The organism is Streptomyces sp. NPDC104371 (assembly GCF_055583785.1).
This window is the reverse complement of sequence record NZ_JBVJNF010000005.1, coordinates 357,629-383,507: the sequence shown is the minus strand read 5'-3', so window position 1 is coordinate 383,507 and position 25,879 is coordinate 357,629. Positions and strand designations below refer to the sequence as shown.

The 25,879-nt window shown below is 71.5% G+C and carries 22 protein-coding genes; 11 read left to right on the top strand and 11 right to left on the bottom strand.

Annotated features, from left to right (window positions below; all coding sequences use genetic code 11):
- The first annotated feature begins 19 nt into the window (after nucleotides 1-19).
- On the top strand, nucleotides 20-2,320 hold the full coding sequence (gene secD, locus ACZ60T_RS18740) for a protein translocase subunit SecD (RefSeq protein WP_469666867.1): 2,301 nt from the start codon (nucleotides 20-22) through the stop codon (nucleotides 2,318-2,320).
- A 328-nt stretch (nucleotides 2,321-2,648) separates the two neighbouring features.
- Entirely contained in the window at nucleotides 2,649-3,632 is a 984-nt protein-coding gene (locus ACZ60T_RS18735; protein ID WP_365623311.1) for an Acg family FMN-binding oxidoreductase, read from the top strand.
- 27 nt (nucleotides 3,633-3,659) lie between these two features.
- Here the strand turns inward: ACZ60T_RS18735 and ACZ60T_RS18730 are convergent, their stop codons facing one another.
- On the bottom strand, nucleotides 3,660-5,402 hold the full coding sequence (locus tag ACZ60T_RS18730; protein WP_469666866.1) for a GAF domain-containing sensor histidine kinase: 1,743 nt from the start codon (nucleotides 5,400-5,402) through the stop codon (nucleotides 3,660-3,662).
- A gap of 194 nt (nucleotides 5,403-5,596) precedes the next feature.
- Between ACZ60T_RS18730 and ppk2 the strand changes: the two genes are divergently transcribed.
- The 3 genes from ppk2 to ACZ60T_RS18715 all read left to right on the top strand — a co-directional run bounded on the left by ppk2 (nucleotide 5,597) and on the right by ACZ60T_RS18715 (nucleotide 8,074).
- Entirely contained in the window at nucleotides 5,597-6,400 is an 804-nt protein-coding gene (gene ppk2, locus ACZ60T_RS18725) for a polyphosphate kinase 2 (RefSeq protein WP_365623315.1), read from the top strand.
- Between the two features lie 155 nt (nucleotides 6,401-6,555).
- Nucleotides 6,556-7,332 carry a polysaccharide deacetylase family protein gene (locus tag ACZ60T_RS18720; RefSeq protein ID WP_365623317.1) on the top strand — a complete coding sequence of 259 codons (777 nt, stop codon included), beginning with the start codon at nucleotides 6,556-6,558 and terminating at the stop codon, nucleotides 7,330-7,332.
- A gap of 82 nt (nucleotides 7,333-7,414) precedes the next feature.
- Entirely contained in the window at nucleotides 7,415-8,074 is a 660-nt protein-coding gene (locus ACZ60T_RS18715; protein WP_469666865.1) for a class I SAM-dependent DNA methyltransferase, read from the top strand.
- A gap of 23 nt (nucleotides 8,075-8,097) precedes the next feature.
- On the opposite strand, the gene ACZ60T_RS18710 is transcribed toward ACZ60T_RS18715, so the two are convergent.
- The gene (locus tag ACZ60T_RS18710; RefSeq protein ID WP_469666864.1) at nucleotides 8,098-8,538 is read right to left on the bottom strand and encodes a nuclear transport factor 2 family protein; all 441 of its coding nucleotides are present in this window, start codon (nucleotides 8,536-8,538) and stop codon (nucleotides 8,098-8,100) included.
- A gap of 131 nt (nucleotides 8,539-8,669) precedes the next feature.
- Nucleotides 8,670-9,281 carry a DUF4232 domain-containing protein gene (locus ACZ60T_RS18705; RefSeq protein WP_469666862.1) on the bottom strand — a complete coding sequence of 204 codons (612 nt, stop codon included), beginning with the start codon at nucleotides 9,279-9,281 and terminating at the stop codon, nucleotides 8,670-8,672.
- 39 nt (nucleotides 9,282-9,320) lie between these two features.
- Between ACZ60T_RS18705 and ACZ60T_RS18700 the strand changes: the two genes are divergently transcribed.
- Both ACZ60T_RS18700 and ACZ60T_RS18695 read left to right on the top strand, forming a co-directional pair.
- Nucleotides 9,321-10,016: a DUF8189 domain-containing protein gene (locus tag ACZ60T_RS18700; RefSeq protein WP_469666860.1), complete on the top strand. Its 696-nt coding sequence runs from the start codon at nucleotides 9,321-9,323 to the stop codon at nucleotides 10,014-10,016.
- Nucleotides 10,017-10,229: 213 nt separating this feature from the next.
- Entirely contained in the window at nucleotides 10,230-10,466 is a 237-nt protein-coding gene (locus ACZ60T_RS18695; protein WP_252428116.1) for a DUF397 domain-containing protein, read from the top strand.
- A gap of 92 nt (nucleotides 10,467-10,558) precedes the next feature.
- Here the strand turns inward: ACZ60T_RS18695 and pucD are convergent, their stop codons facing one another.
- Genes pucD through ACZ60T_RS18680 form a run of 3 tightly spaced genes read right to left on the bottom strand, consistent with a single transcriptional unit; the run spans nucleotide 10,559 to nucleotide 14,372 of the window.
- On the bottom strand, nucleotides 10,559-12,955 hold the full coding sequence (pucD, locus tag ACZ60T_RS18690) for a xanthine dehydrogenase subunit D (RefSeq protein WP_469666859.1): 2,397 nt from the start codon (nucleotides 12,953-12,955) through the stop codon (nucleotides 10,559-10,561).
- 2 nt (nucleotides 12,956-12,957) lie between these two features.
- A complete protein-coding gene (locus ACZ60T_RS18685; RefSeq protein WP_469666858.1) occupies nucleotides 12,958-13,482 on the bottom strand; it encodes a (2Fe-2S)-binding protein in 525 nt (174 codons plus the stop codon).
- Entirely contained in the window at nucleotides 13,482-14,372 is an 891-nt protein-coding gene (locus tag ACZ60T_RS18680; RefSeq protein ID WP_469666857.1) for an FAD binding domain-containing protein, read from the bottom strand. The genes ACZ60T_RS18685 and ACZ60T_RS18680 overlap by 1 nt, the downstream gene beginning before the upstream one ends.
- A 243-nt stretch (nucleotides 14,373-14,615) precedes the next feature.
- Between ACZ60T_RS18680 and ACZ60T_RS18675 the strand changes: the two genes are divergently transcribed.
- Together ACZ60T_RS18675 and ACZ60T_RS18670 are read left to right on the top strand one after the other, a co-directional pair.
- Nucleotides 14,616-16,355 (top strand): PucR family transcriptional regulator, encoded by a 1,740-nt coding sequence (locus ACZ60T_RS18675; protein WP_469666856.1) that lies wholly within the window; start codon nucleotides 14,616-14,618, stop codon nucleotides 16,353-16,355.
- A 151-nt stretch (nucleotides 16,356-16,506) separates the two neighbouring features.
- A complete protein-coding gene (locus tag ACZ60T_RS18670) occupies nucleotides 16,507-17,292 on the top strand; it encodes a hypothetical protein (RefSeq protein WP_365623335.1) in 786 nt (261 codons plus the stop codon).
- Nucleotides 17,293-17,344: 52 nt separating this feature from the next.
- Here the strand turns inward: ACZ60T_RS18670 and ACZ60T_RS18665 are convergent, their stop codons facing one another.
- Nucleotides 17,345-18,136: a GntR family transcriptional regulator gene (locus ACZ60T_RS18665; RefSeq protein WP_469666854.1), complete on the bottom strand. Its 792-nt coding sequence runs from the start codon at nucleotides 18,134-18,136 to the stop codon at nucleotides 17,345-17,347.
- A gap of 385 nt (nucleotides 18,137-18,521) precedes the next feature.
- Here ACZ60T_RS18665 and ACZ60T_RS18660 point away from each other — a divergent pair, with 385 nt between their 5' ends.
- Nucleotides 18,522-19,565 carry a DUF2637 domain-containing protein gene (locus ACZ60T_RS18660; RefSeq protein WP_365623339.1) on the top strand — a complete coding sequence of 348 codons (1,044 nt, stop codon included), beginning with the start codon at nucleotides 18,522-18,524 and terminating at the stop codon, nucleotides 19,563-19,565.
- A gap of 58 nt (nucleotides 19,566-19,623) precedes the next feature.
- Here ACZ60T_RS18660 and ACZ60T_RS18655 read toward each other — a convergent pair whose 3' ends face one another.
- The 3 genes from ACZ60T_RS18655 to ACZ60T_RS18645 all read right to left on the bottom strand — a co-directional run bounded on the left by ACZ60T_RS18655 (nucleotide 19,624) and on the right by ACZ60T_RS18645 (nucleotide 23,161).
- On the bottom strand, nucleotides 19,624-20,100 hold the full coding sequence (locus tag ACZ60T_RS18655; protein ID WP_469666853.1) for an ATP-binding protein: 477 nt from the start codon (nucleotides 20,098-20,100) through the stop codon (nucleotides 19,624-19,626).
- A gap of 155 nt (nucleotides 20,101-20,255) precedes the next feature.
- Nucleotides 20,256-21,998 (bottom strand): pyruvate dehydrogenase, encoded by a 1,743-nt coding sequence (locus ACZ60T_RS18650; protein WP_365623341.1) that lies wholly within the window; start codon nucleotides 21,996-21,998, stop codon nucleotides 20,256-20,258.
- Between the two features lie 122 nt (nucleotides 21,999-22,120).
- Nucleotides 22,121-23,161 (bottom strand): protein phosphatase 2C domain-containing protein, encoded by a 1,041-nt coding sequence (locus ACZ60T_RS18645; RefSeq protein ID WP_469666852.1) that lies wholly within the window; start codon nucleotides 23,159-23,161, stop codon nucleotides 22,121-22,123.
- A 425-nt stretch (nucleotides 23,162-23,586) separates the two neighbouring features.
- Between ACZ60T_RS18645 and ACZ60T_RS18640 the strand changes: the two genes are divergently transcribed.
- Nucleotides 23,587-24,567 carry a helix-turn-helix domain-containing protein gene (locus ACZ60T_RS18640; RefSeq protein WP_469666851.1) on the top strand — a complete coding sequence of 327 codons (981 nt, stop codon included), beginning with the start codon at nucleotides 23,587-23,589 and terminating at the stop codon, nucleotides 24,565-24,567.
- Between the two features lie 48 nt (nucleotides 24,568-24,615).
- On the opposite strand, the gene ACZ60T_RS18635 is transcribed toward ACZ60T_RS18640, so the two are convergent.
- Entirely contained in the window at nucleotides 24,616-25,848 is a 1,233-nt protein-coding gene (locus tag ACZ60T_RS18635) for an SGNH/GDSL hydrolase family protein (protein ID WP_469666850.1), read from the bottom strand.
- Nucleotides 25,849-25,879: the final 31 nt, after the last annotated feature.

The following is a 25,879-nucleotide window of genomic DNA, read 5'->3' as shown; positions in this document are numbered from 1 at the left end:
GCCCTGCTGGAGGCCCCTGTTGACCCGTTCCCAACGGGTGAGAGCGCTGCTCGCTCTCGCCGTGATCGCCCTGTCGTTGTACGCCGCCCTCGCCGTGCCGGTCCGTCTCGGACTCGACCTGCGGGGCGGTACCCAGATCGTCCTGGAGACCCGCTCCACCCCCACCGCCGACGCAGACAGCGCGGCCACCGACCGCGCCCTCGAGGTGCTGCGCGGCCGGGTCGACGCGCTCGGCGTCGCCGAACCCACCATCGTCCGCTCCGGCAGCAACCGGATCATCGTCGAACTGCCCGGCGTACAGGACCCGAAGCAGGCGGCCGACGTCCTCGGCCGCACCGCCCAGCTCACCTTCCACTCGGTGCTGGGCGAGGCCGATGACACAGCCCAGCCGAAGGGCACCGAGGCCGACGGCAACTCCCCGTCGAAGGGCGCCGAATCGAAGGGCACCGGGGAACGCGTTCTGCCCGACGAGTCCGGCCAGTTGCTGCGGCTGAAGGCCGCCTCGCTGACCGGCAAGGACGTCAAGGGCGCCGAATCCCTGTTCGACCAGCAGAACGGTGCCGGATGGCATGTCACCCTCGACTTCAGGAACGCCGGACGCGACGGGTGGGCCCGGCTGACCGGGGAGGCCGCCTGTCATCCGGCGGGCACCCCCGCCCGCCGCGTCGCCATCGTGCTGGACGACACCGTCATCTCCTCGCCCCAGGTCGACCCGTCCGTCGCCTGCCGGTCCGGTATCGGGGGCGGCTCCACCCAGATCACCGGCGCCTTCAGCGACACGGAGGCCCGCGAACTGGCCCTGCTCATCAGCGGCGGAGCGCTGCCCGTACCCGTCGAGACCGTCGAACAGCGCGTCGTCGGCCCGACCCTCGGCGCGCAGGCCATCACGGCGAGCGCCTGGGCCGCCGCCCTCGGCACCGCGCTGACCGCGCTGTTCATCATCGCCGTCTACCGGCTCATGGGCGTCCTCGCCACCGTGGCCCTGGCCTGCTACGGCCTGATCTCCTACGCCGCCCTCGCCGTGCTCGGCGCGACGCTGACCCTGCCGGGCCTCGCCGGGTTCGTGCTGGCGATCGGCATGGCCGTGGACGCCAACGTGCTCGTCTTCGAACGCGCCCGTGAGGAGTACGCCTCCCGCCATCGCCCCACGCCGCGCTCGGCCCTGGCCGCCGGGTTCCGCAACGCCCTCAGCGCCATCGCCGACTCCAACATCACCACGCTGATCGCCGCCGGGCTGCTGTTCTTCCTGGCCTCCGGGCCCGTCCGCGGCTTCGGTGTCACCCTCGGCATCGGCGTCCTCGCGTCCATGGTCAGCGCGCTGGTGATCACGCGGGTGCTCGCCGAGTACGCCGCGGCCCGCCCGGCGCTGCGCCGCCGCCCCCGGGTCACCGGCATCGCGCACACCGGCGTGGTCCGCGACCGCCTCGACCAGCGGGCCCCGGACCTGATGCGGCGCCCGCGCCGCTGGCTGGCCGCCTCCGGTGTCGTCCTCGTCCTGGCGGCCTCCGGAATCGCGGTCCGCGGCCTGGAGTTCGGGGTCGAGTTCACCGGGGGCCGGCTCATCGAGTACTCCACCACGACCCCCGTCGACCCCGACCGGGCCCGCGGCGCCCTCACCGACGCCGGATTCCCCCAGGCCGTCGTCCAGTCCTCCGGGGACACCGGTCTGACCGTACGCACCGACCGGCTCACCGACGCCGAGGAGACCACGGTCACCGACACCGTGCGTGACCTGGGAGGCAAGACGGAGAAGGTCCGCGACGAGCTGATCGGGCCCAGCCTCGGCAAGGAGCTGCGCCAGGGCGCGCTCATCGCGCTCGCCGTGGCCCTCGGCGCCCAACTCCTCTATCTCGCCGCCCGGTTCCGTATGGTGTTCGGCACCGCCGCGGTCGTCGCCCTGGCCCATGACGTCCTCATCCTCACGGGCGTCTTCGCCTGGCTGGGCAAGCCGATCGACGGACTGTTCCTCGCCGCCGTCCTCACGGTCATCGGCTACTCGGTCAACGACTCCGTCGTCGTCTTCGACCGCATCCGGGAACTGTGGCGCCGCGACGCCAAGGCACCGCTCGCACGCGTCACCAACCAGGCGGTCATCCAGACCCTGCCCCGCACCGTCAACACCGGTATGGGCGCGGCGTTCATCCTCACCGCCCTGGCCCTGCTCGGCGGCGACTCGCTGACCGACTTCGCCCTGGCCCTGCTGATCGGTCTCGCGGTCGGCACCTACTCCTCCGTCTTCACCGCCGCCCCGGTGGCCATCGAGCTGCACCGCCACCGCGGTCCGGGCAGGCGCGCAGGCGGCCGCGCACGGAAGGGGTGATCAAGCTCTGTCACCGCGCGCCCGGCAGTCCTGGTTCCCGGCCGGGCGCGCGGCGACAGGGCCCAATGGTCCCTGTGCGGGGACCGGTCGGCAGAGGGCGCGGGCGGGCCCGGCGCGGCATGCTGAGGGTGATCGAACCGGAGGTACTCGCGTGGACGACCGCACCCAGCGCCGACCCGGTCCTGTCCCCCGTCCCGGCCAGGGCAGGCGCGTGGTGGTACGGCCGTTCTCCTCCGGTCAGATCAGCGTCCGGCCGCCCGCCACGTCTGCCCTGGCTCTCGGGCGGCCGGACGCATGGCCCCGCCGCGCATCCGATGAAGGAACCCTCATGCAGACGCCCGAAGTCGACGCGGCTGCCCTGGAGACCTTGATGTCCGCGGCGGTCGCGGCACCGTCGATCCACAACACCCAGCCCTGGCGGTTCGGGATGGACCCGGTCACCCGGGCGATCGAGGTGCGCGCCGACCGCAGGCGCCCCCTGCCGCTGGCTGATCCTGAGCGGCGCGCCCTGCATGTGTCCGTGGGCGCCGCCGTCTTCAACCTCCGGGTCGCCGCGGCGCATCTGGGCTGGGCTCCGGTCGTGGACCTGCTCCCCGACCGCGACGACCCCGATCTGCTGGCCACCGTACGGCTGACGGCCCAGCCGGGCGGGCAGCCGTCGTACCGCGCGCTGTACGAGGCCGTGGAACGGCGCCACACCAGCCGGATGCCGTTCACCGGCCGCCCGGTGCCGGAGCGCATCGTGACGGAGATGATCGCCGCCGCGCGGGTCGAGCACTCCCGGCTGGACGTCCCCGACATCGTCGGGACCCGGCGGCTGCTGCGCCTCGCCGCCACCGCCGAGGCGCGCAACGCCTGTCACCCGGCCCGTACCGCCGAGGCCCGGACCTGGGTCAACGCCCCCGACGACCGGGACCCGTACGGAATTCCGGTCACCGCCCTGGGCCCGCGGGAGGCGAGCGGGCGGATACCGATGCGGGACTTCACCGGTCCGCTGCCCGGTGTGCGCCCGGCCCTGCGCTTCGAACGGCACGCGCAGGTGGCCCTGTTGTGGACCCTGCGCGACCGCCCGGAGGACTGGCTGCGGGCGGGGCAGGCGCTGGAGCGTGTCCTGCTGGTGGCCACCGTGCACGGCGTGCGCACCTCGATGCTGCATCAGGTCATGGAGTGGCCGGACTTGAGAGCCGCGGTCGGCGGCCCGAGGCGACGGTGCTTCCCCCAACTGCTGGTCCGGTTCGGCTACGGGCCCGAGGGCGGGCGCACGCCGCGCGCCTCCGCGCACCTCACGGCCGAGCGGCACCCCGGCCCGTAGCCGAACACCCCGCCCGCGGAAGGGGGTTCACGACGACGCGGGCAGCGGGACGACCCACTCGACCACGGTGCCGCTCGGGCTGTTCGCGTCCAGGGTGAAGGTGCCGCCCAGGTCCTCCGCGCGCCTGCGCAGATTGGCCAGGCCGCTGCGGCGGGTGACGACGGGGTCGATCCCCCGACCGTCGTCGGCCACGCGCAGGCGAAGCGTCGTACCGGACGTCTCCACGGTCACGTCGACCGACGTGGCGCGGGCGTGGCGGGCCGCGTTGGACAGGGCCTCGCCGAGCACGGCCAGCAGATGGTCGGCGTAGTCGGCGGGAACGCCGGTGTCGAGCAGGCCGGTCATCCGGAGCGCGGGGGCGAAGCCGAGAGCCTCGGCGGCCCGGTCGGTGGCCGCGACCAGTCGGGCGCGCAGCCCGCTGCCCCGGGCCCGGTCGCTCTCCCGCAGGGCGTAGATCGTGGAGCGGATGACCTTGATCGTGTCGTCGAGGTCGTCCACGACCCGCTCGATGCGCTCGCCCACCTGGGGCCGGTCGGCGACCCGGCCCAGCGTGGACTGGAGCGAGAGCGCCCCGGCGAAGAGCCGCTGGATGACCAGGTCGTGCAGATCGCGGGCGATCCGGTCGCGGTCCCGCAGGACCAGCATGCGTTCGGCGTCGCGCCGGTGCTCGGCGACGTCCAGCGTCAGGGCCGCCTGGTTGCCGAACCCGGTGACCATGTCGACGACCTCTTCCGGGAACGTGGGTCCGCCGGGCACGTTCGCCACCAGCAGGACGCCGCGCACATGGTCGCGGGTGCCGAGCGGTACGAAGAAGGCCGGGCCCAGCTCCACCACGTCCGCCACCTTGGCGCTGCCGGCCTCGATGCGCGGGTCGGTGCTGACGGCCTCGCTGATGATCGTCTCGCCGGACGCGAAGACCTTCGCGGCGAGGTTGGTGACCGGCAGCACCATGCCGCGCAGCGCTTCGGCCCGCTTGCCGGAGGCGACCTCCACGACCAGTTCGCCGCTGTCACCCACCGGTACGGCGAGGGTGACCAGGTCGGCGCCGGCCAGCTCGCGCACGGTGGTGGCGACGGACTCCAGGACCTCGCCGGGGTTCCCGCCCGACAGCAGCCCCCGCGTCAGCTCGCCGCTCGCCGCCAGCCAGCGCTGCTTGCGGCGCGCGTCGTCGTAGAGCCGGGCGTTGTCGATCGCGACACCGGCCGCCGCGGCGAGCGTGCGCAGCACCGCCTCGTCGTCGGCGTCGAACTGGGCGGCGCCCTGCTTGTTGGTCAGATACAGGTTGCCGAACATCTGGTCGCGCACCTGGATCGGGGTGCCGAGGAAGCTGGTCATCGGCGGGTGCCCCGGCGGGAAGCCCGCGGACGCCGGATGCTCGGCGAGGTTCGCCAGCCGCAGCGGCTCGGGATGGCGGATGAGCAGGCCGAGAATGCCCTCGCCGCGCGGATACGGTCCGATCCGGGCGATGGTCTCCGCGTCCATGCCGACCGTGAGGAACTGCTTGATCGTGCCGTCGTCGCCGAGCACGCCGAGCGCCCCGTACCGGGCGTCGACCAGGGTGGCGGCGGACTCCACGATGCGGTGGAGCACCACGCCGAGGTCGAGGTCGGAGCCGACGGCCAGGACCGCGTCCAGCAGCGGGCGCATCCTGTCGCGGGCCGCCCGCACCTGCTGGACCTGCTCCTGGAGGCCGTCCAGCAGCTCGTCCAACCGCAGTTGCGGAGACGCCCCGGGGGTCCCGTCCTGCCGCCCCTGCCAGCGCTCGGTCACCACGGCTCCTTCACCTTGCTCCCCATGTCTTGAACCTATTCAGGATGCCCGACGCTCCGCGCGCCCTCGACGCCGCCCTGTGCACACGGCCCGGTGCGGCCGCCGTCCGGGGTGCGCGGCCCGTCACAAGTCAGTACGGTGCTGCTGTCCGTTCCGTACGGTTCCGAGGCGGGTCATCGACGCGGGGAGACGACATGGCCGGCAAGAAGGCGGCGACCCTGCCGCGCAAGCTGTACGAGCGTGAACTGCTCCGTCTCCAGACGGAGTTGGTGAAGCTACAGGAGTGGGTGCGCTCGACGGGCGCCCGGCTGGTCGTCGTCTTCGAAGGGCGGGACGCGGCGGGCAAGGGCAGTACGATCAAGCGGGTCACGGAGCATCTCAGCCCGCGCGTGGCCCGGATCGCGGCCCTGCCCACGCCGACCGACCGCGAACGCGGCCAGTGGTACTTCCAGCGGTACATCGCGCATCTGCCGTCCGCCGGGGAGATCGTGCTGTTCGACCGGAGCTGGTACAACCGGGCCGGGGTCGAGCGCGTGATGGACTTCTGCACGCAGGACGAGTACGAGCGCTTCCTGCACCAGTGCCCGATCTTCGAGCGGATGCTGGTGGAGGACGGGATCCTGCTGCGCAAGTACTGGTTCTCGGTGAGCGACGCCGTGCAGCAGGAGCGGTTCCAGCGGCGCCTGACCGATCCGGTACGACGGTGGAAGCTGTCCGCGATGGACCTGGAGTCGATCACCCGCTGGGAGGCGTACTCCCGGGCCAAGGACACGATGCTGGTGCACACCGACATCCCCGAGGCGCCGTGGTACGTCGTGGAGAGCGACGACAAGCGCCGGGCGCGCCTGAACATGATCGCGCATCTGCTGGGATCCGTGCCGTATCACGAGGTGCGGCCACCGGTACTGGAGTTGCCGCCGCGCCCACCGGCGACGGGGTACGAGCGCCCGCCGCGCGACCGGCAGAGGTATGTCCCGGACCACGCGGCACACCTCTGAGTCGGTCGCACCCGCTTCACCTGAGTCGGTCACACCCGCTCGCCGGGCCTGCCCGGCCTGTTAGGTGGGACACATCCAAAGCGCCCTTAGCACCCGTCTGAGCAGCACTGATGCACCCACGCCCGGTATGCAGGGCGGCATGTAGAGTCACGCGCATGCTTTCGACGGGGAAGACGATCAACCGCGCCGCCGGGTTGCCTGCCGCGGCCCTTCTGCTCACCACGGCCCTGGCGCTCACGGGGTGCACCACGCTGCACACCACCGCGCCCGCCACCGTCCGCGCGGACGCCGCGAAGGGGGCGCCGGCCAAGTTCGGGACCGTGGACTGCCGTAAGGCCAAGTGCATCGCGCTGACCTTCGACGCGGGGCCCAGCGAGAACTCCGCGCGGCTGCTCGACATCCTCAAGGAGAAGCAGGTCCCCGCCACGTTCTTCCTGCTCGGCAAGCGGCACATCGAGAAGTACCCCGAACTGGTACGGCGGATGGCAGCCGAGGGGCATGAAGTGGCCAGCCACACCTGGGACCACAAGATACTCACCGACATCTCGACGCAGGCGATACGCGACGAGCTGACGAAGCCCAACGACGCGATAGAGAAGCTCACCGGCCACAAGCCCACGCTGATGCGCCCGCCCCAGGGCCGTACGAACGACACGGTGCACAAGATCACCCGCGAGCAGGGCCTCGCCGAGGTGCTGTGGAGCGTCACGGCCAAGGACTACACGACGAACGACTCCGAGCTGATCCGCAAGCGGGTACGGGATCAGGCGTCGCGGGACGGGATCATCCTGCTCCATGACATCTACAAGGGCACGGTGCCTGCGGTCCCCGGCATCATCGACGATCTCAAGGAACGGGGCTATGTGTTCGTGACCGTGCCCCAGTTGCTCGCACCGGGGAAGGCGGAACCCGGCGCGGTGTACCGCCCCTGACGCCTCGTCAGAACGGGGGCCACGGGCAGCCTTGGCGGGATCCGAACGCCGGTGTCAGTGGCGCCGGTTAGGGTCCGGCCCCATGACCGAGACCTCGCGCCTCCACACCACCAAGGCGTCGTACGACACCGTGGCCGCCGACTACGAGCGGCTGCTCCGGGGCGACTTGGCGACGAACATCTTCGACCGGGCCATGCTGGGCGCGTTCGCGGAGCGGGTGCTGCGGGGAGGGGGCGGCCCGGTCGGGGATCTCGGCTGCGGGCCTGGACGGGTGACCGCGCATCTGGCCGGGCTGGGCCTGGACGCGTTCGGTGTCGACCTGTCACCCCAGATGGTCGCCGTGGCCCGGAAGTCCCACCCCGGGCTGCGGTTCGAGGTGGGGACGATGACGGCCCTCGACATCACGGACGCCACCCTGGCCGGCGCCCTGGCCTGGTACTCCCTGGTGCACACCCCGCCGCGCGAACTCCCGGCGTTCTTCACGGAGTTCAACCGAGTGCTGGCGCCGGGCGGTCACCTTCTCCTGGCCTACAAGGTGGGCGACGACTCCGTACACCTGGAGCACGCGTACGGCCACGACCTGTCCCTGGACGTCCACCGCTTCCCACCGGACCTGATCACCGACCTCCTGAACCGCTCGGGCTTCGAGGAGGTGGCCCGACTGACGCGTGCGCCGGAGGAGTCGGAGAGGACCCCACAGGCGTACGTCCTCGCCCGCAAGCAGCCCCGGACCGCGCGGTGACCGCTTCCCCGGGACTGCTCACCTCACGCCTTCTGGTCGAACGCCTGAGCAACGGCGAGGCTGTCCTCGTAGACATGGTGCCGGGTGACAAGACCGTCCTTGACGGTGAGGTGCAGGGCGAACCGGGCGCGGTAGGCGCGGCCGGTGGAACGGGCGGTCTGGCGGATCTCACCGAGCACGACCGCGTCGTCGCCGTCGACGAGGATGCGCTCGATCTCGGTCGCCACGTCTTCGGGCACGTGGTGTTCGCCCAGCTCGCGGTAGTGGGCGGCGGCGTCCGCACGGGTGGAACGGTGGCGGATCCACGGAGTCGCGGTCCGGCCGTGCTCTCCCTCGGGCCAGTCGACCTTCCAGTCGACGCCCTCGGCGTACATCTCGGCGATACGTACGGGATCGCCCTCGCCGATGCGAGCCAGCAGCTCTCCCACGACCGCGCGGGTACCGGCAGATGTGGATGTGGCCATGGACATGAGTCATCACTCCGATCAGGAATTCGGATCCACCGGTGCGGCGGGACCACCACTGTCGCCGACAGGGCCGGATGGACGCCATTACCTCGCGGGTAACGGCACTTGACCACCTGTCCGCACGGCCGTCAGAAGTCGTACGGCTTCTTGGGGCTCCAGGAGAGAACCGTGAGGCTGTCACGCTCCTTGGTCGCGTACTTCACCTCGCCGGGCGTCTTCAGGGTGACGAAGGCGCGCGAGTCCTCGGCGTTGTTCCTGGCGAGGGACAGCCGGAGGGAAGAGAACCGACCGTCCTCGGACTTGGGGTCGTAGATGAGGATCGCCGAGTAGACCGTGCCACCGGCCGGAACCAGTACGGGCTGCGGGGGCTGATCGTCCTGCTTCCTGTCCAGCGGCACGTTGCCACCCGTCTGGCCCGGGGTGACGATCGGGAACTTCCGCACGGTGCAGGCGGTGCCGGACTTGTTGACCGCCGTGATCAGGAGATGGTCACCTTGCTGCCCGGCGAACTCACGCTTGAGGGCGTACCCGAGCGAAGTGACCTTGCACTCAGGGGACTTCTTGGCGCCGCGCGAAGGCCTCGCCTTCTCGCTCTGCCGCCCACTGCTCACGCCGACCGAACTGCCGTTGACGGCATCGCCGTTGACCTTGGTGCCCCCACCACCACCGCATGCGCTCAGCGCCAGAGCGAGCGCGGCAACGGCGGCGAGAGCGGAGTTCTTGCGAAGGGCGGTGCACATCAGATGGTCCCCCAAGGGATCGGTACACGAACGTACACCGTGAACGAACGAACCGGTGAACGCGTCACGGTGGGCAGACCCCAGCCCGAGCGCCGCATGGTCATCACCCCTGGCGTGATGTGGGGGCATGGGGCTCTCCCGGTCACCCTGCCGCGCGAACGGCCGAGCATCTCGCCCGCAGCCTCGGGGCCACTGCCGTATCCGATCGGTCGGGGAAGGCGACAGCGGCACGCCAGCGAAACGCAAGCGTCGTTGGGCAGCATGGGGACCGCCTCGCAATCCGGCTCGCGCCGGCATACGACACGATCGACCACTCTGGAGACAATTATGAGATTCAGGAAGCTGAAATCCGGCGTCATGGCGATTGCCGCGACAGCGGCTATCTTTGTGGCGGCGGCTCCCGCCGAGGCTCAGAGCTGCAAGTTCGGCGGCGTCACCATCAACTGCGAGTACACGATCGCAGAGTACAAGTTCGACAATGGCGTGCTTCAGCAGTTCGTCATAGGCACGGATTCCGCGGTGTGGACCCGATGGACCAACGAACAGCAGACCACATGGTCGAGCTGGGAATCGCTTGGTGGAACGGCCCGATCCGGCGTGGTCACTCAGCGCTCTTGGCAAGGCGACACCGTTCTCATCGGGGTGATCGGGACCGACGGAAATTGGTGGTCCAAGTACCGTAATCTCAATGGCAGTTGGAACGCCTGGCAGCGATACGGTGTGAGCTTCCCCTAGGGACTGTTCCAGGTTCAGATCACGTGCCGGGTCAGAGGCTGCGGATCCAGATCATGGCGCCGCGTAAGCGGAGTCCGGCGAGGTAGCCGGTGGGGGGGCGAGACTCTGGCCCATGAGGCGGCCACAGGCCGACTCAGCGAGCTTGCACCTCCGGTGAGCCGGGGTGAAGGTGATGGAGGGGGACGCTCTACTGAACGGTGAAGGGACAGTTCGATGAGCGCGAAGAAGGACGAACTGTACGCGCGTGATCTGGCGGACGCACTCTGGGTCAAGAGCAGCAAGAGCAACAGGCCAGGATGCCCTTGTCCTTACTGCGTCGAGGTCGCGGACCTCGGTGACGGAGCCGTAGCGGTACGTGACTCCAGGCGTACGGACCTGCCCGCTCTGCGGTTCACCGCGGAGGAGTGGGCAGCGTTCCGGGACGGTGTCCGGGACGGCGAGTTCGGCTAGGACTTCGCCGCTCGGACCAAGGCTTCCGGCCGGGCCGCCGCATGGTTCGCCCCGCCGGGAGCAACGTCCCGTCGTCGGTGCGACCCCGTGGTTCAGCTTGCCGTCAGGTGTTCGGGGCGTACCGGCGTTCTGTTCAGTTCCAGGCCCGTCGCCTCGCGGATCGCCGCCAGTACGGCGGGAGTTGAGGAGAGCGTCGGGGCCTCGCCCACGCCGCGCAGTCCGTACGGGGCGTGGGCGTCGGCGAGTTCGAGTACGTCCACGGGGATGGTCGGGGTGTCGAGGATGGTGGGGATCAAGTAGTCCGTGAAGGACGGGTTCCGCACCTGTGCCGTGCGCGGGTCGACCACGATCTCCTCCATGAGCGCGATGCCCAGGCCCTGGGTCGTGCCGCCCTGGATCTGGCCGCGCACAGACAGCGGGTTGAGCGCCTTGCCCACGTCCTGCGCGCAGGCCAGTTCCACCACCTTGACCAGGCCCAGCTCGGTGTCGACCTCGACCACGGCGCGGTGTGCCGCGAAGCTGTACTGCACATGGCCGTCGCCCTGGCCCGTGTGCCGGTCGAAGGGCTCGGTCGGCCGGTGCCGCCACTCGCGCTCGACCTCGACCGCCTCGTCCCCGAGGACATCCACCAGGTCGGCCAGCACCTCCCCGCCGTCGGTGACGACCTTGCCGTCCTCCAGCAGCAACTCGGCTGTGGACCAAGCGGGATGGGACGCACCGAACGTGCGGCGCCCCCGCTCCAGGACCTGCTCCCGTACCAGCTCGCACGCGTGCTTCACGGCGCCGCCGGTGACGTACGTCTGACGGGACGCGGAGGTCGAACCCGCCGACCCCACCCGGGTGTCGGCCGGTTGGATCGTCACCTGGGCGACGCCCAGTTCGGTGCGGGCGATCTGCGCGTGGACGGTGACACCGCCCTGGCCGACCTCCGCCATGGCCGTGTGCACGGTGGCGACGGGCTCGCCCGCGACGACCTCCATACGGACCCGGGCGGTGGAGTAGTCGTCGAAGCCCTCGGAGAAGCCGACGTTCTTGATGCCGACCGCGTACCCCACGCCCCGGACGACGCCTTCGCCGTGCGTGGTGTTGGACAGACCGCCGGGCAACTGCCGTACGTCCGTACCCTCGGAGCTCTCCCACTGACGTTCCGGCGGCATCGGCAACGCCTTGAGCCGGCGCAGGAGTTCGGCGACCGGGGCCGGGGAGTCGACCACTTGGCCGGTCGGCATGAGCGAGCCCTGCGACATCGCGTTGCGTCTGCGGAACTCCACCGGATCCAGGCCGAGTTGCTTCGCGACCTTGTCCATCTGGGCCTCGTAGGCGAAGCACGCCTGGACCGCGCCGAAGCCGCGCATGGCCCCGCAGGGCGGGTTGTTGGTGTAGAGGGCGAGGACCTCGATGTCGACGTCGCCGACGTCGTACGGGCCCACCCCGAGCGAGGCCGCGTTGCCGACCACCGCCGGGGAGGAGGACGCGTACGCGCCGCCGTCGAGGACGATGCGGGCCGCGACATGGGTGAGCTTGCCGTCCTTCGTGGCGCCGTGCTCGTAGCGCAGCTTCGCCGGGTGGCGGTGGACATGGCCGAAGAAGGACTCGAACCGGTTGTAGACGATCTTGACGGGCTTCCCGGTGCGCAGCGCGAGCAGACAGGCGTGGATCTGCATCGACAGGTCCTCACGGCCGCCGAAGGCCCCGCCGACGCCCGCGAGGGTCATCCGTACCTTGTCCTCGGGCAGGCCGAGCACGGGGGCGATCTGGCGGAGGTCTGAGTGCAGCCACTGGGTGGCGATGTACAGGTCGACGCCGCCGTCCTCGGCCGGTACCGCGAGCCCGGACTCGGGGCCGAGGAAGGCCTGGTCCTGCATGCCGAAGACGTACTCGCCCGTGACGATCACGTCGGCCCGGCGGCGGGCCTCGCGCACGTCGCCGCGGCGGACCGGCTGGCGGTGGACGATGTTGGGGTGCGGGACATGGGGCGCGTGGTGGTCCGTCCGGTTCTCGTGGAGGGGGAGCGCGTCCGGGGCGAGCGCGGACGCCTCGTCCGTGAGCACTGGGAGGTCGCGGTACTCCACCTTGATCCGCGCGGCGGCGCGGCGCGCGGTCTCCGGGTGGTCGGCGGCGACCATCGCGACCGGTTCGCCGTGGTGGCGCACCCGGCCGTGGGCGAGGACCGGGGTGTCCTGGATCTCCAGGCCGTAGTGGGTCACCTCGGTCGGCAGGTCGTCGTACGTCATGACGGCGTACACACCGGGCAGGGCGAGGGCCTCGCCGGTGTCGATCGACACGATCTCGGCGTGCGCGACGGTGGAGCGCAGGATGTGGCCCCAGAGCATGTCCTCGTGCCACATGTCGGACGCGTACGCGAACTCGCCCGTGACCTTGAGGGCGCCGTCGGGGCGGAGCGTGGACTCGCCGATGCCGCCCTTGGCCGTGGCGCCCTGGGTGATCCGGGTGCCCTGGGTGATCCGGGTGGGAGTGCCGTTCGGCATGCTCAGACCCCCTCGGCCTGCCGGGCCGCCGCGAGGCGGACCGCGTCCATGATCTTCTCGTAGCCGGTGCAGCGGCACAGGTTGCCCGACAGCGCCTCGCGGATGTCCGCGTCGGTGGGGTTCGGGTTGCGCTCCAGCATCTCGTCGGCGGCGACCAGCAGGCCGGGTGTGCAGAAGCCGCACTGGACGGCGCCCGCGTCGATGAACGCCCGCTGGATCGGGGCGAGTTCGCCGCCCTCGCTGCGCCGGGAGTCCGTACTCACGGCGTCGGACCGCTGCCTGGCCTGGTCCGCGAGCCCCTCGACGGTGACGACCTCGCGGCCCTCCACCTGCCCGGCGGCGACCAGACAGGAGCACACCGGTACGCCGTCGAGCCGGACCGTGCAGGAGCCGCATTCGCCTTGCTCGCAGGCGTTCTTCGAGCCCGGAAGGCCGAGCCGCTCGCGCAGGACGTAGAGCAGGGACTCGCCCTCCCACACGTCATCGGCCTGCTGCGGACGTCCGTTGACCGTGAAGTGGACACGCATTACGCAACTCCCTCGACGCCGCGCGACGTTCCTCGGTATGACTCCCAGGTCCAGCTCAGCGTGCGGCGGGCCAGGACGCCGACGGCGCGACGGCGGTAGCTCGCCGTGCCCCGGACGTCGTCGATCGGGTTGCAGGCGCCGGAGCACAGATCGGCGAACTCCCGTGCGACGGAAGGGGAGATGGCCTCCCCGCTGTCCCAGAGGCCGCTCTCCTCCAGCGCCGCGTTCAGGAACTCCTCGGCCACCGCCGCGCGGATCGGGGTGGGCGCGGCCGAGCCGATGCCGGTGCGGACCGTGCGGGTCTCCGGGTGCAGCGCGAGGCCGAAGGCGCACACCGCGATCACCATGGCGTTGCGCGTGCCGACCTTCGCGAACTGCTGCGGTCCGTCGGCCTTCTTGACGCGCACCGCCCTGATCAGTTCGTCGGGCGCGAGCGCGTTGCGCTTCACCCCGGTGTAGAACGCGTCGATGGGGATGAGCCGGGAGCCGCGTACCGACTCGGCCTCGACCTCGGCGCCCGCCGCGAGGAGGGCGGGGTGGGCGTCACCGGCCGGGGAGGCGGTGCCGAGGTTGCCGCCGACGCCGCCGCGGTTGCGGATCTGCGGGGAGGCGACCGTGTGCGAGGCGAGGGCCAGCCCCGGCAGCTCGGTGCGCAGGTTCTCCATGATCCGGGTGTACGGGACCGAGGCCCCGAGCCGCACGCTCTCCGCGCCGACCTCCCACTCGCGCAGGTCGGCGATCCGGCCCAGGTCCATCAGGTACTCGGGCCGCCGGTGGTCGAAGTTGATCTCCACCATCACGTCGGTGCCGCCCGCGATCGGGACAGCGGTGGGGTGCTCGGCCTTCGCGGCGAGCGCCTCCTCCCAACTGGCGGGGCGAAGGAAGTCCATGACCGGCCCTCTGTCCTTCTGTTCACGGTGAGTCGTGTCAGTACACCGCTGTGTGTTCCAGCGGAGTCAGTCACGGAAACCATGAAGGAGTTGGCTGGCCAGGGCGCCCATCTTGTAGATTCATATGAACGGAAGCCGCCGGCGCCTCCCACACCCCTCCGGACACCCCCACAACCGGCGGGAATCGAAGGCCCCGCTTCCGCAAGACCACCCGCAGAAGACCAAGAACGGCGGCGACGAGACATGCGGCTGCGCGCACTGCTGAACACCGATGCGCTGGGGCTGCGCCTGCTCGGCGGTGAGAACGAGCTGGACCGCACCGTGCGCGGTGTGATGACCACGGACCTCAAGGACCCCAGCCGATACCTCTCCGGCGGTGAACTGGTCCTCTCGGGCCTGGCCTGGTGGCACGGCGCCGCCGACTCCGACGCGTTCGTCCGCGCCCTCGTCGGTGCGGGCGTCACCGCGCTCGCCGCGGGCACGGCCGAGTTCGGCGGCGTCCCCGAGGACCTGGTCGACGCCTGCGCCCGGCACGGACTGCCGGTGTTCGCCGTGGACGAGTCGGTGGCGTTCGCCACGATCACCGAGCACGTCGTACGCCAGGTCTCCGGCGAGCGGGCCGGGGACCTCGCGGCCGTGGTGGACCGGCACCGCAGGATGATGACCTCCGGCCCGGCGGGCGGCGGCCCGGACGTGGTCCTGGATCTGCTCTGCTCGGACCTGGACCTGCGCGCCTGGGTACTCTCCCCCGTCGGCCGCCCGGTCGCCGGGCCGACACCGGGTCTCCCGGCGGAGGTGCGCTCCGCGCTGGCCGCCGAGCATCTGGCCGCGGTGCGCACCGGCCGCCGCGGACCGCACCGGGTGACGGCCGGGACGACGACGTACTCGCTCTTCCCGATCCCCGGCGGCGGCCCGGTGCCCGGCGGCGGCCCGAGCGCGGGCGAGGCTTCGCCGCACGCGCGAGACGTACGCGACGTACGGGACGTACGCGAGACCGTGCTGTCCGACTGGCTGCTCGCCGTGGAGGCGGACGCCGGGGACTGGCCCGCCGAGCGGCTCGATCTGCTCCAGGGCGTCACCCAGCTCATCGCGGTGGAGCGGGACCGGCGGGACGCGGCACGCACCGTGCGGCGCCGTCTCGCCCAGGAGGTCCTGGAGCTGACGCAGACGGGCGCCGCGCCCGCCGAGATCGCCGCCCGGCTGCGGGTGGCCGCGCCCGTGCTGCTGCCCGGACTCGGGGCGGCGCCGCACTGGCAGGTGGTCGTGGCCCAGGTCGAGTGGGACGGCGGCTCGATCGAGGGCGGACCGGTCGCCCAGGCGCTCCTGGAGGAGATCCTGATCGGCCCCGCCACGGACCCGTCGGGCCAGGAGTACCCGCCGTCGGGCCCGGAGCAGTCCGACCGTATCGCCGTGGCCCACGTGGGTGACGAGGCGATCGCCCTGGTCCCCCTGCCCGCGGTCCCCTCCGACCACGGCGGACCGGAGTCGGGCATCCTCGCCGACACCCTGCTGGAGGCCGTACGGGGCCCGCTGTCCGCCGGGCTCGACGGCGACGGCCGGATCACGCTGGGCGTCAGCGCCGCGGTGCACTCGGCCGAGGGGCTGCGCGGCGCTCTGGAGGAGGCGCGGCACGCCCGCCGGGTCGCCGCCGCCCGTCCCGGACGGGTCTGCGCGGCCGGGCATCAGGAGCTGGCCTCCCATGTCCTGCTGCTGCCGTTCGTCCCCGACGACGTACGCCGCGCCTTCACGGCCCGGCTGCTGGACCCGCTGCGCGACTACGACCGTCGGCACCGCGCGGAGCTGATCCCGACCCTGGAGGCGTTCCTCGACTGCGACGGCTCCTGGACGCGCTGCGCGACCCGGCTCCATCTGCACGTCAACACGCTGCGCTACCGGGTCGGCCGCATCGAGCAGTTGACGAGCCGTGACCTCTCACGTCTGGAGGACAAGCTCGACTTCTTCCTGGCCCTGCGCATGAGTTGAGGCCGTACCGCCGCCGATCCGGCGACCCGCGGCCCCTCGAAGTCCCCGAACTTTGTGAATTCTTTCACCCGCCCCCTTGGCCCCGCGCCGCGATTGGTGCTGGAATGCCGCCACCACTCAACAGCTCAATGGCGTGCTCTGGGAGGGCAATGTGGCGCATACCGCCATGTCTGGTTCCGGAACGACCTCCGACGATCCTCTCCAGACCGCGGTATGGCGGCTGCGCTCACGCGCGTGCTGGGCCGACGCGGCTGCTCTCCTCACCTCGCAGACGGCGGAGGCCTCGCTCCAGCGGGCCGCGCTGCTCGTCGAGCGGTGTCTGTACACGGAGGGCGGGTGGGAGGAGGCCGAGGACGCGCTGCGCACGGCCGAGGCGCGGGCTCACAGCGACGAGGAGCGGGGCGCCGCGGCCTGTGAGCGCGGCCAACTGGCGTACGCGGCCACGCTGCACGGGGTGCGCGACCGCGCGGACGAGGCGCGGGTCGCGCTGGGCCGGGCCGCCGCGCTGGTGGCGCCCGGCTCCCCGGACCGCGCGGTGCTGGACTTCCGGCGCGGGCTGCTCGCCGAGAACCTGGCCCGCTCCCCGCAGGCGGCCCGCGCCGCCTATCAGCGCGCCCACACGAACGCCGCCGCGCACGGCGACGCGTTGCTGCTCTCCTTCACCTGGCGCCATCTCGCCGGGCTCGCCCTGCGCGACGGCGACCGGGCGGAGGCACGGCACGGGTTCGGTGAATCGCTGCGGATCCGCGAGGAGTTGGGCTATCTCGTCGGTACGGCCCCGGCGCTGGTGTCGCTCGCGGACACCGAGAGCGAACCGGAGGCGTCCCGGCTGCGCGCCGAGGCGGGCCGACTGTTCCGGCTCCTCGGCGGAGTGCCGACCTGGCTGGCGCGTCAACTGGCCGCGACGGAGCCGCCACCGGAACCGGCCGCGTCCTGAACGCACGCACCGGGGCCGCCCCTTCGTGATCCGTACATGGTCGGTCCCGCGCTCAGACCGCCCCCGTGAAGTGCTCCCGCACCAACGACTGGGCCACCGTGAGGTCCTGGGCGACCAGCGCGTCCAGGAGCGCGGTGTGCTGGGCCGCGTCGGCGAGCAACTCGGCGCGGCCACGCGGGAGCTGACCGCCGAGCAGCGGCCCCTGGGCGCGGCGGTGCAGATCCTCCGCGACCCGCGTCACCTGTTCGTTGCCCGCGAGGGCGAGCACGGCGTGGTGGAAGGCGCGGTCGGACTCGGCGTACGTCGCCGGGTACCCGGAGGACGCCGCCCGGACGGTCGCCTCGGCCAACGGACGCAGTTCCGCCCAGAGTTCCGCCGGTACCGTGCGGGCGAGCCGCAGCATCACGGGGACCTCGATCAGCGCCCGGACCTCGGCGAGTTCGGCCAGTTCCCGGGCGTCGCGCACGACGACGCGGAAGCCCCGGTTGGGGACGACCTCGACGGCGCCTTCCTGGGCGAGCTGTTGCATCGCCTCGCGTACGGGGGTCGCGGACACCCCGAAGCGCGTGCCGAGCGCGGGCGCCGAGTAGACCTCGCCGGGCTCCAGTTCCCCCGCGAGCAGCGCGGTGCGCAGGGCGTCGAGTACCTGTCGGCGCACCGAGGCCCGCTGGACGACGGGGCGTGCGTCCAGCGGGCGCGGCTGTGGGATCGGCGGCTCGCTGTGGGTGTGTTCACCACGGGTGGCGGCGCCCTGGTCGCGGACCTGCCGAGGGGCCTGCTGAGGGACCTGCGGGGCCGCCGTCTCGGCGGAGTCCGCCGAGATGCGGGAACGGGCCTGCTCCAACGGTCCTCCTCCGGTTCTCGTCGCGCCGGGCGGCGCGCAGGGTCGCATATGGGGTGTTATACCGCCCGTCCAGCACCTTAGTGCCCTGTCCGGGGACCGGTCGTGCGCCGCGTCCCGTAAGATCATTTACGAACGAGCCCCCATACGGAACACGCGCGTTCCACAACGTCCTCATTCGCCGCAGGAATTTCACGTGGAACCAGCCGTACGGGTAGTCTCGGTCGCACTCAACTCCCGCCCCTCAAGCGGCAGTTCGAGCAGAACGCCGCTGCGGGCATCCCCTTGCGCTTCCCCGGCGGCCTCTTGCCCCGAAACCCCCTGAGGGCAGGCGGGGTTGGGCCACTATGGCGGGCGTTACGCCCTATCCCCAGGCAAGGGACCCTAGATGACACTGACCGACATATCGCTGAACTGGCTGCTTCCGGGCGCCATACTGCTCCTGGGTGTGCTGGTGGCGGTGGCGGTGATCGCGCGCGGCAAGCGGTCCAAGGAGAGCCCGAAGGTCGCCGAGGACTCGTGGGAGCGCAGCGAGGAGCGCCGCAGGCGCAAGGAAGCCATATACGGCATCGCGTCGTACGCACTGCTGTTCTGCTGTGCGGCCGTCGCCGCGGCGCTCTCCTTCCACGGTCTGGTCGGATTCGGCGAGCAGAACCTCGGCCTCAGCGACGGCTGGGAGTACCTGGTCCCCTTCGGCCTGGACGGCGCGGCCATGTTCTGCTCCGTGCTCGCGGTGCGCGAGGCCAGCCACGGTGACGCGGCGCTCGGCTCCCGGATCCTCGTGTGGACGTTCGCCGGGGCCGCGGCCTGGTTCAACTGGGTGCACGCCCCGCGCGGTATCGACCACGCGGGCGCCCCGCAGTTCTTCGCGGGCATGTCGCTGTCGGCGGCGGTGCTCTTCGACCGCGCGCTGAAGCAGACCCGCCGCGCCGCGCTGCGCGAGCAGGGCCTGGTGCCGAGGCCGCTGCCGCAGATCCGTATCGTGCGCTGGCTGCGGGCGCCCCGTGAGACGTACAAGGCCTGGTCGCTGATGCTGCTGGAGAACGTGCGCAGCCTGGACGAGGCCGTCGACGAGGTCCGCGACGAGCAGCGCCAGAAGGAGCAGGACAAGACGCGTCGGCGCGAGCAGCAGCGGCTCGAGCGGGCGCACCTCAAGGCGGTCCGCCGCGGTCACCGCCCGCTGAGCGGGGGCAACGGCGGGCGCAAGGTCGAGGTGCAGACCGTGGAGCGCGCGGACGAGCCGGTCCCTTCGGAGCCTGCCATAGCGGCGCCGGAACTGACCTCGCCCGCGCGTCCGTCGCTCCAGCCGGTCCGGAAGTCCTCCGCTGACGCCGTCACCGTCGACCTCACGGCCGAAGACGACACCATGGCGCTGCCCCGGCTCGACTCCCTGGAGCGCAAGCTCAAGGACCTGGAGCAGCAGTTCGGCTAGACCGGATGTGGTTCAGGGGAAGGGGGCGCGGCACAACGCCGCGCCCTCTTCCCGTTGTTCAGGCCGCGTCCGCGTCGAGTTCGAACCAGACCGACTTCCCGACGCCGTGCGCCCGTACGCCCCACGCGTCGGCCAGTGACTCCACGAGGAGCAAGCCCCTGCCGTGGGTGCCCTCCTCGGGGCTCGGCGCCTGCGGTTTCGGCTTGCCTGCCACGAAGTCCCGTACCTCCACGTGGAGTCCGTGCGAGGAGACCGTGGCGGTCAGGACCGCGTCGTGGTCGGTGTGGATGAGCGCGTTGGTGACCAGTTCACTGGTGAGCAGTTCGGCCGTCTCGGAACAGCCCGGCCTCCCCCACTGCCCGAGCAACTCCCGCAGCGCCCTGCGCGCTTCGGGTACCGCCTTCAGATCGGCGCGCCCCAGCCGACGCCTGAGATGGGTGCCGCCTGCCCGGACGGCGGCGCCGTCGCCCGGCCGGACGGTGACACTGTCGGTCGGCTTCTTCGTCGTACTCGCCGATTTGGCCCCGAAGACCACGGGACCACCCCCTCGTGTTCGCCTGTTCATGACCCCCCGCACGTGGCTGTGGAAACCCCTTGTGCTCGAACACGTCCACGGAATCCATGCCCCCGCAGGGGCAAGCCCAGACATAAGGGGGCCGAGACGTCTCCCACACGAAGGGGCGCACCGCGCTACGGACGGGGCACGTTGCGGAGGTTGGAGCGGGCCAGTTGCACCATGCGTCCCACACCGCCGTCGAGCACCATCTTGGAGGCGGAGAGCGCGAAGCCCGTCACCATCTCCGCGCTGATCTTGGGCGGGATGGACAGGGCGTGCGGGTCGGTGACCACGTCGACCAGGGCCGGGCCCTGATGCCGGAAGGCGTCCTTCAGGGCGCCCGCGAGCTGCTTGGGCTTCTCGACGCGGATGCCGTACGCGCCGCACGCGCGGGCCACCGCGGCGAAGTCGGGGTTCTTGGTGGCGGTGCCGTAGGAGGGCAGTCCGGCGACCATCATCTCCAACTCGACCATGCTCAGGGAGGAGTTGTTGAACAGTACGACCTTCACCGGCAGGTCGTACTGCACGAGGGTCAGGAAGTCGCCCATCAGCATGGAGAATCCGCCGTCGCCCGACATCGACACGACCTGCCGCCGCCGGTCGGTGAACTGCGCGCCGATCGCCATCGGCAGCGCGTTGGCCATCGAGCCGTGGGAGAACGAACCGATGATGCGCCGACGGCCGTTGGGGGAGATATAGCGGGCGGCCCACACATTGCACATACCGGTGTCGACGGTGAAGACCGCGTCGTCCTCGGCGAGTTCGTCCAACACCGCGGCCACGTACTCGGGATGGATCGGAATGTGCTTCTCGACCTTGCGCGTGTACGCCTTCACCACGCCCTCGAGAGCGTCCGCGTGTTTCTTCAGCATCTTGTCGAGGAAGCGCCGGCTCTCCTTGGGCTTCACCCGCGGGACGAGACAGCGCAGGGTCTCGCGCACATCGCCCCACACCGCGAGGTCCAGCTTGGAGCGACGGCCCAGGTTCTCCGGCCGTACGTCGACCTGAGCGATCGTCACGTCGTCGGGGAGGAAGGCGTTGTACGGGAAGTCGGTGCCCAGCAGGATCAGCAGATCGCACTCGTGGGTCGCCTCGTACGCGGCGCCGTAGCCGAGCAGTCCGCTCATGCCGACGTCGTACGGGTTGTCGTACTGGATCCACTCCTTGCCGCGCAGGGCGTGCCCCACCGGGGCCTTGATCTTCCCGGCGAACTCCATGACCTCGGCGTGCGCGCCCGCCGTGCCACTTCCGCAGAAGAGGGTGACCTTCTCGGCCCGGTCGATCATGTCGACCAGCCTGTCGATCTCCTCGTCGCCGGGGCGGACCGTGGGCCGGGAGGTGACGAGCGCGGTCTCCGCGGGCCTGTCGGGGGCGGGCTGGTCGGCGATGTCACCGGGCAGCGAGACGACACTCACCCCGCTGCGCCCGACCGCGTTCTGGATCGCCGTCTGCAACAGCCGGGGCATCTGGAGGGGGTTGGAGATCAGCTCGCTGTAGTGGGAGCACTCACGGAACAACTGGTCCGGATGGGTCTCCTGGAAGTAGCCGAGGCCGATCTCGCTGGAGGGGATGTGCGAGGCGAGGGCGAGCACCGGGGCCATGGAGCGGTGGGCGTCGTACAGGCCGTTGATGAGATGGAGGTTGCCGGGGCCGCAGGAGCCCGCGCACGCGGTCAGCTTCCCGGTGATCTGTGCCTCGGCACCCGCCGCGAAGGCCGCGGTCTCCTCGTGCCGGACATGGACCCAGTCGAGGGCCGGGGTGCGGCGTACGGCGTCGACGATCGGGTTCAGACTGTCGCCGACCACCCCGTACAGGCGTTTGACTCCGGCGCGCACGAGGATGTCGACGAACTGATCGGCGACGTTCTGCTTGGCCATGGATCCATGCACCCCTTCGGTTCGAGATCCCGCCGTCGGGACCGCCGGGACCGCCGTCGTCCGCCCGGCGGGCGGCAGCCCGGCGACAGGGCCTTGGCTCCATCAATCCACAGCGGCCGGGATCACGCCTCCCAAACAGCGGCGGCCGTGCGATCGTCGGCGTAACCCTTCACCCGTACCGAGGTGTCCGCGAGGAAGGCGGCGAGTCCCGGTGGTTCGCCCGTCGACCAGCGACGCGTCAGGTGCTCGGCGAGGCTCGGTTCGGCACGCAGCGGGTCGGCGAGGCCGCCGCTGCACAGCAGGAGGGTGTCACCCGGCCGGGCGATGGAGGCGCGGAAGCGGAAGGGGGCCCGGGGTGTCTCGGGGGCCGGTTCGTACGGGCTCGGGGGCGTCGTGATCCCCAGGTCCATGGTGAGCCGGTCGCCCTCGGCGGGCTGCGCGGGGCGGCCCCCGCCGAAGCCGACCACGGCGTCGCCCGTCGCGTCGGCCGCCCGTGGCTCGATGTCCTGCCACGCGCCGTCCCGCAGCCGGAACAGGCCGCCCGCACCTACGCCGAAGAACACCCGCGTACGGCAGGACGGGTCGGCCGGCAGCAGCAGACAGCGCAGGGAGGCGGTGTACTCCTCGGGCTCGACGCCCTGCTCGGCGGCGCGGGCGCGCAGCCTGCCGAGGCCGCGGTCGGTCAGCCGGTGCAGGCCGGACTTGAGATCGCCGCGCCGGGCGGCCCTGAGGTCCTCGCCGAGGCGGGCATGGCTGCGTCCGACGGCCCGGCCGATCCAGTGACACACCTCGGCGGCGGCCCGGTGGGACCCGGGCGTGTCCGGAGCGCCGGTCGCCACGGCGACGAGGACGAGCGCCTGCTCGCCCGTGCCGAAGCGGGCGATGAGCAGGGAGTCCCGGCGCGGCTCGCCCCGGTCGCGGGCGCGGTCGCCGCGTACGGAGGCCGCGCGCAGGGTGGAGGTCCCGTACCGCGCGCCGTCCAGCACGGTGTCGGCGACCAGGTCCGCGAGGCCGTCCGGGTCGGCGGGCGGGAGGGTGGTGGGTTCGGCGTCGTAGGCGGGCGGGGGCGATGCGGTGTCAGCCGTGTCCCCTGTGGCGTCGTCGTACAACTGCCCCCACCAGTCGCCCTCGTGCTCGTCGGGCTTCTCCCCCTGCTGGCTCATGCCCTCGATTGTCCCTCGTGGGGGCCATATGAAAATGGGGCAAGCGGAAAATCGATTGAAGGGGAGCTTCCGTCTGATAGGGCGGCGGGACGAGAGGAATTCGGCCATTCCGAAACGGCCGCCGGACGGTTCCACCCCCCACGGGGAAACCGCCCGGCGGTGCCTGGGCGACCTGACCCGGTGTGCTGCCCGGGTCCGTCGGGTACGCGCGTCCCCAATCTCCCCTGCGCAGGCGGAACTTCCGCGTCCTGTCCGTCGAGTAGGCTCGATCCGGCTCTGGCGGACCGCGGTTGTTCAGCGGTGATGCCACTTTGGCAGAGGGGAAGGGGCTACGGCGACGCTGTGCTGAGGCGGGATTGTGCCGTGGCCGGTTTCCGCCACGGTGCCGCACCGCAAAGGTGGTCTTTCGGGAGGAACGACGGCTGATGCTGGCAGTGATAGGCCTGGACGAGACGCATGAGTCGGCGTACCGGGCACTGGTGTCCGTGGGCGCCGCCGATGTGTCCGATCTCGCGCGGCGGCTCACCCTCGGCACGCATGCCACCGAGCGCGCCCTGCGCCAACTGGAGCGCCACGGCCTGGCGGCCCAGTCGACGGCGCGCCCCGGCCGTTGGGTCGCCGCACCGCCCGGCGTCGCCCTCGGCGCGCTGCTCACCCAGCGGCGGCACGAGTTGGAGAAGGCGGAGCTGGCGGCGGCGCTGCTCGCCGAGGAGTACCGCGCGGCGGCGGCCGAACCCGCGGTGCACGACCTGGTCGAGGTGGTGATCGGCGCCGCCGCGGTCACCCAGCGCTTCCTCCAGCTCCAACTCGGCGCGACCGAGGAGGTCTGCGCCCTCGTCACCGGCGCCCCGGTCGCCGTGTCCGGTATGGAGAACGACGCGGAGGAGCAGGCCACCGACCGCGGCGTCCGCTACCGGGTGGTGGTCGAACGGACCGTGCTGGACCAGCCCCACGGCATCACCGAACTGACCGCCGCGCTCGGCCGCGACGAGGAGGTACGGGTGGTCGACGCGGTGCCGACCAAACTGGTCGTCGCCGACCGGACGTTGGCGATGGTGCCGCTCACCTCCCCCATCACGGAACCGGCCGCGCTCGTCGTCCACGCGAGCGGACTGCTGGAACTGCTCTGCGGCCTCTTCGAGTCGGTGTGGCAGGGCGCGCTGCCGCTACGGCTCGAAGCGCCCGACATCACCGAGGACGGACCGAGCGGCCCCGACAGCACCGATCTACAGGTCCTGTCCCTGCTGCTCGCCGGGCTGACCGACGCGAGCGTCGCCAAGCAACTCGACCTGGGGCTGCGGACAGTGCAGCGCCGCGTGAAGCGGCTGATGGAACTGGCGGGGGTGACGACCCGGCTCCAACTCGGCTGGCACGCCTACGAACGGGGCTGGGTGGCGCGGAACTGACCGGCGAGGAACGCCTGTACGCGCCTTCGCCTTCGTCCGAGCTTCGCCTCATCCACCGAGCAGCGCGGGATCGATCGTGTCGGCGAGTGCCTTCATCCCCACGTCGTTGAAGTGAAGGTGATCGCCCGGATCGTAGGCGGGCAGGATGCGGGCGGGACGGGCCGGATCACGGACGACGGCGTCGAAGTCCACGACCGCGTCGAAGAGTTGGCCCCGGATCAGGGTGTTGATCTCCTGTCGTACGCTCTCCCGCTCCGGGCTCCAGAGCTTGTGGCCGCCGAGCGGCGTGAGCGTGGCGCCGATGACGCGGACACCGAGGGCGTGTGCGCGGGCCACGATCTGCCGGTACGCCCGTGCGTAGGCGGCCGGGTCCCTCTGGGACGGGGCGACGATGAGGTCGTTGATGCCCTCCAGGACGATCAGGGTGCGCACCCCGCCGCGGGAGAGGGCGTCGGCGTCGAGGCGGGCGAGCGCGTTCGGCCCCGTTCCGTCGAGAAGGAGACGGTTGCCGCCGATGCCCGCGTTCAGCACACCGGGCCTTCGGCTCTCCGGCAGCGCGCTCAGGCGCTGTGAAAGCCGGTCCGGCCAGCGGTGGTTGGTGCCAGGGGTGGATCCGGTGCCGTCGGTGAGGGAGTCACCGAACGCGACGACACTGCCCGCGTCGGACGGACGCAGGACATCGACGCCGCTCACGTAGTACCAGTGGGAGACGGTCCTGGTGTACGCGGCTCCGTCGACGTCGGCGGCCCGCTGGGCGCTCTGCGCGACGAAGCCGGTCTGGAGCGCGGTCTCGTGGAACGTCGCCGGGCCGGAACCGGCGAGGGCGTGCACGGTGACGAGGAGGTCGCTGTCCGCCGGGACCCGGAAGTCGACGGGGTCGCTGATCCGGTCCTCACCCACCGGGACGGTCACGGAGGCGGCCCCGCCGAAGGTGGCCGCGCGCACGGAGCCGGGCAGCGCGTCGGGTCCGGCGTTCGGGCCCGGACGCCGCAACGCGACGGTGACGGCGTCGAGTCGCAACGGCGCGGTGCCGAGGCGGTTGGAGACGTGGATACGGGCGGCGACACCGCCGACGCTGGTGTGCACGACATTGCGGATGGAGGCGTCCGGAAGCTCGGGAGCGGTCCCGGAGGGAGCGGCCTCCCACGTGCCGGTCCAGAGCGGGGCCGTCTCGGACCGGGCGGACGCGCCCGGGAAGGCAGCCGTGGTCGACAGCAGGGTGAGGGCCAGAACAGCGAGGCAACGGCGCCGGGTTACCCACGCGCGCGGCAACTGGATCATACGGAGCACTCTCTTCACGGGCGGCCCCTGG

What these genes read in the sequence shown, in the direction of transcription:
- ACZ60T_RS18735 (WP_365623311.1), top strand. Translation starts at nt 2,649, where the DNA reads ATGCAGACGCCCGAAGTCGACGCGGCTGCCCTGGAGACCTTGATGTCC.
- ppk2 (WP_365623315.1), top strand. Translation starts at nt 5,597, where the DNA reads ATGGCCGGCAAGAAGGCGGCGACCCTGCCGCGCAAGCTGTACGAGCGT.
- ACZ60T_RS18720 (WP_365623317.1), top strand. Translation starts at nt 6,556, where the DNA reads ATGCTTTCGACGGGGAAGACGATCAACCGCGCCGCCGGGTTGCCTGCC.
- ACZ60T_RS18715 (WP_469666865.1), top strand. Translation starts at nt 7,415, where the DNA reads ATGACCGAGACCTCGCGCCTCCACACCACCAAGGCGTCGTACGACACC.
- ACZ60T_RS18710 (WP_469666864.1), bottom strand. Translation starts at nt 8,538, where the DNA reads ATGGCCACATCCACATCTGCCGGTACCCGCGCGGTCGTGGGAGAGCTG.
- ACZ60T_RS18705 (WP_469666862.1), bottom strand. Translation starts at nt 9,281, where the DNA reads ATGTGCACCGCCCTTCGCAAGAACTCCGCTCTCGCCGCCGTTGCCGCG.
- ACZ60T_RS18695 (WP_252428116.1), top strand. Translation starts at nt 10,230, where the DNA reads ATGAGCGCGAAGAAGGACGAACTGTACGCGCGTGATCTGGCGGACGCA.
- pucD (WP_469666859.1), bottom strand. Translation starts at nt 12,955, where the DNA reads ATGCCGAACGGCACTCCCACCCGGATCACCCAGGGCACCCGGATCACC.
- ACZ60T_RS18685 (WP_469666858.1), bottom strand. Translation starts at nt 13,482, where the DNA reads ATGCGTGTCCACTTCACGGTCAACGGACGTCCGCAGCAGGCCGATGAC.
- ACZ60T_RS18680 (WP_469666857.1), bottom strand. Translation starts at nt 14,372, where the DNA reads ATGGACTTCCTTCGCCCCGCCAGTTGGGAGGAGGCGCTCGCCGCGAAG.
- ACZ60T_RS18675 (WP_469666856.1), top strand. Translation starts at nt 14,616, where the DNA reads ATGCGGCTGCGCGCACTGCTGAACACCGATGCGCTGGGGCTGCGCCTG.
- ACZ60T_RS18660 (WP_365623339.1), top strand. Translation starts at nt 18,522, where the DNA reads ATGACACTGACCGACATATCGCTGAACTGGCTGCTTCCGGGCGCCATA.
- ACZ60T_RS18650 (WP_365623341.1), bottom strand. Translation starts at nt 21,998, where the DNA reads ATGGCCAAGCAGAACGTCGCCGATCAGTTCGTCGACATCCTCGTGCGC.
- ACZ60T_RS18645 (WP_469666852.1), bottom strand. Translation starts at nt 23,161, where the DNA reads ATGAGCCAGCAGGGGGAGAAGCCCGACGAGCACGAGGGCGACTGGTGG.
- ACZ60T_RS18640 (WP_469666851.1), top strand. Translation starts at nt 23,587, where the DNA reads ATGCTGGCAGTGATAGGCCTGGACGAGACGCATGAGTCGGCGTACCGG.
- ACZ60T_RS18635 (WP_469666850.1), bottom strand. Translation starts at nt 25,848, where the DNA reads ATGATCCAGTTGCCGCGCGCGTGGGTAACCCGGCGCCGTTGCCTCGCT.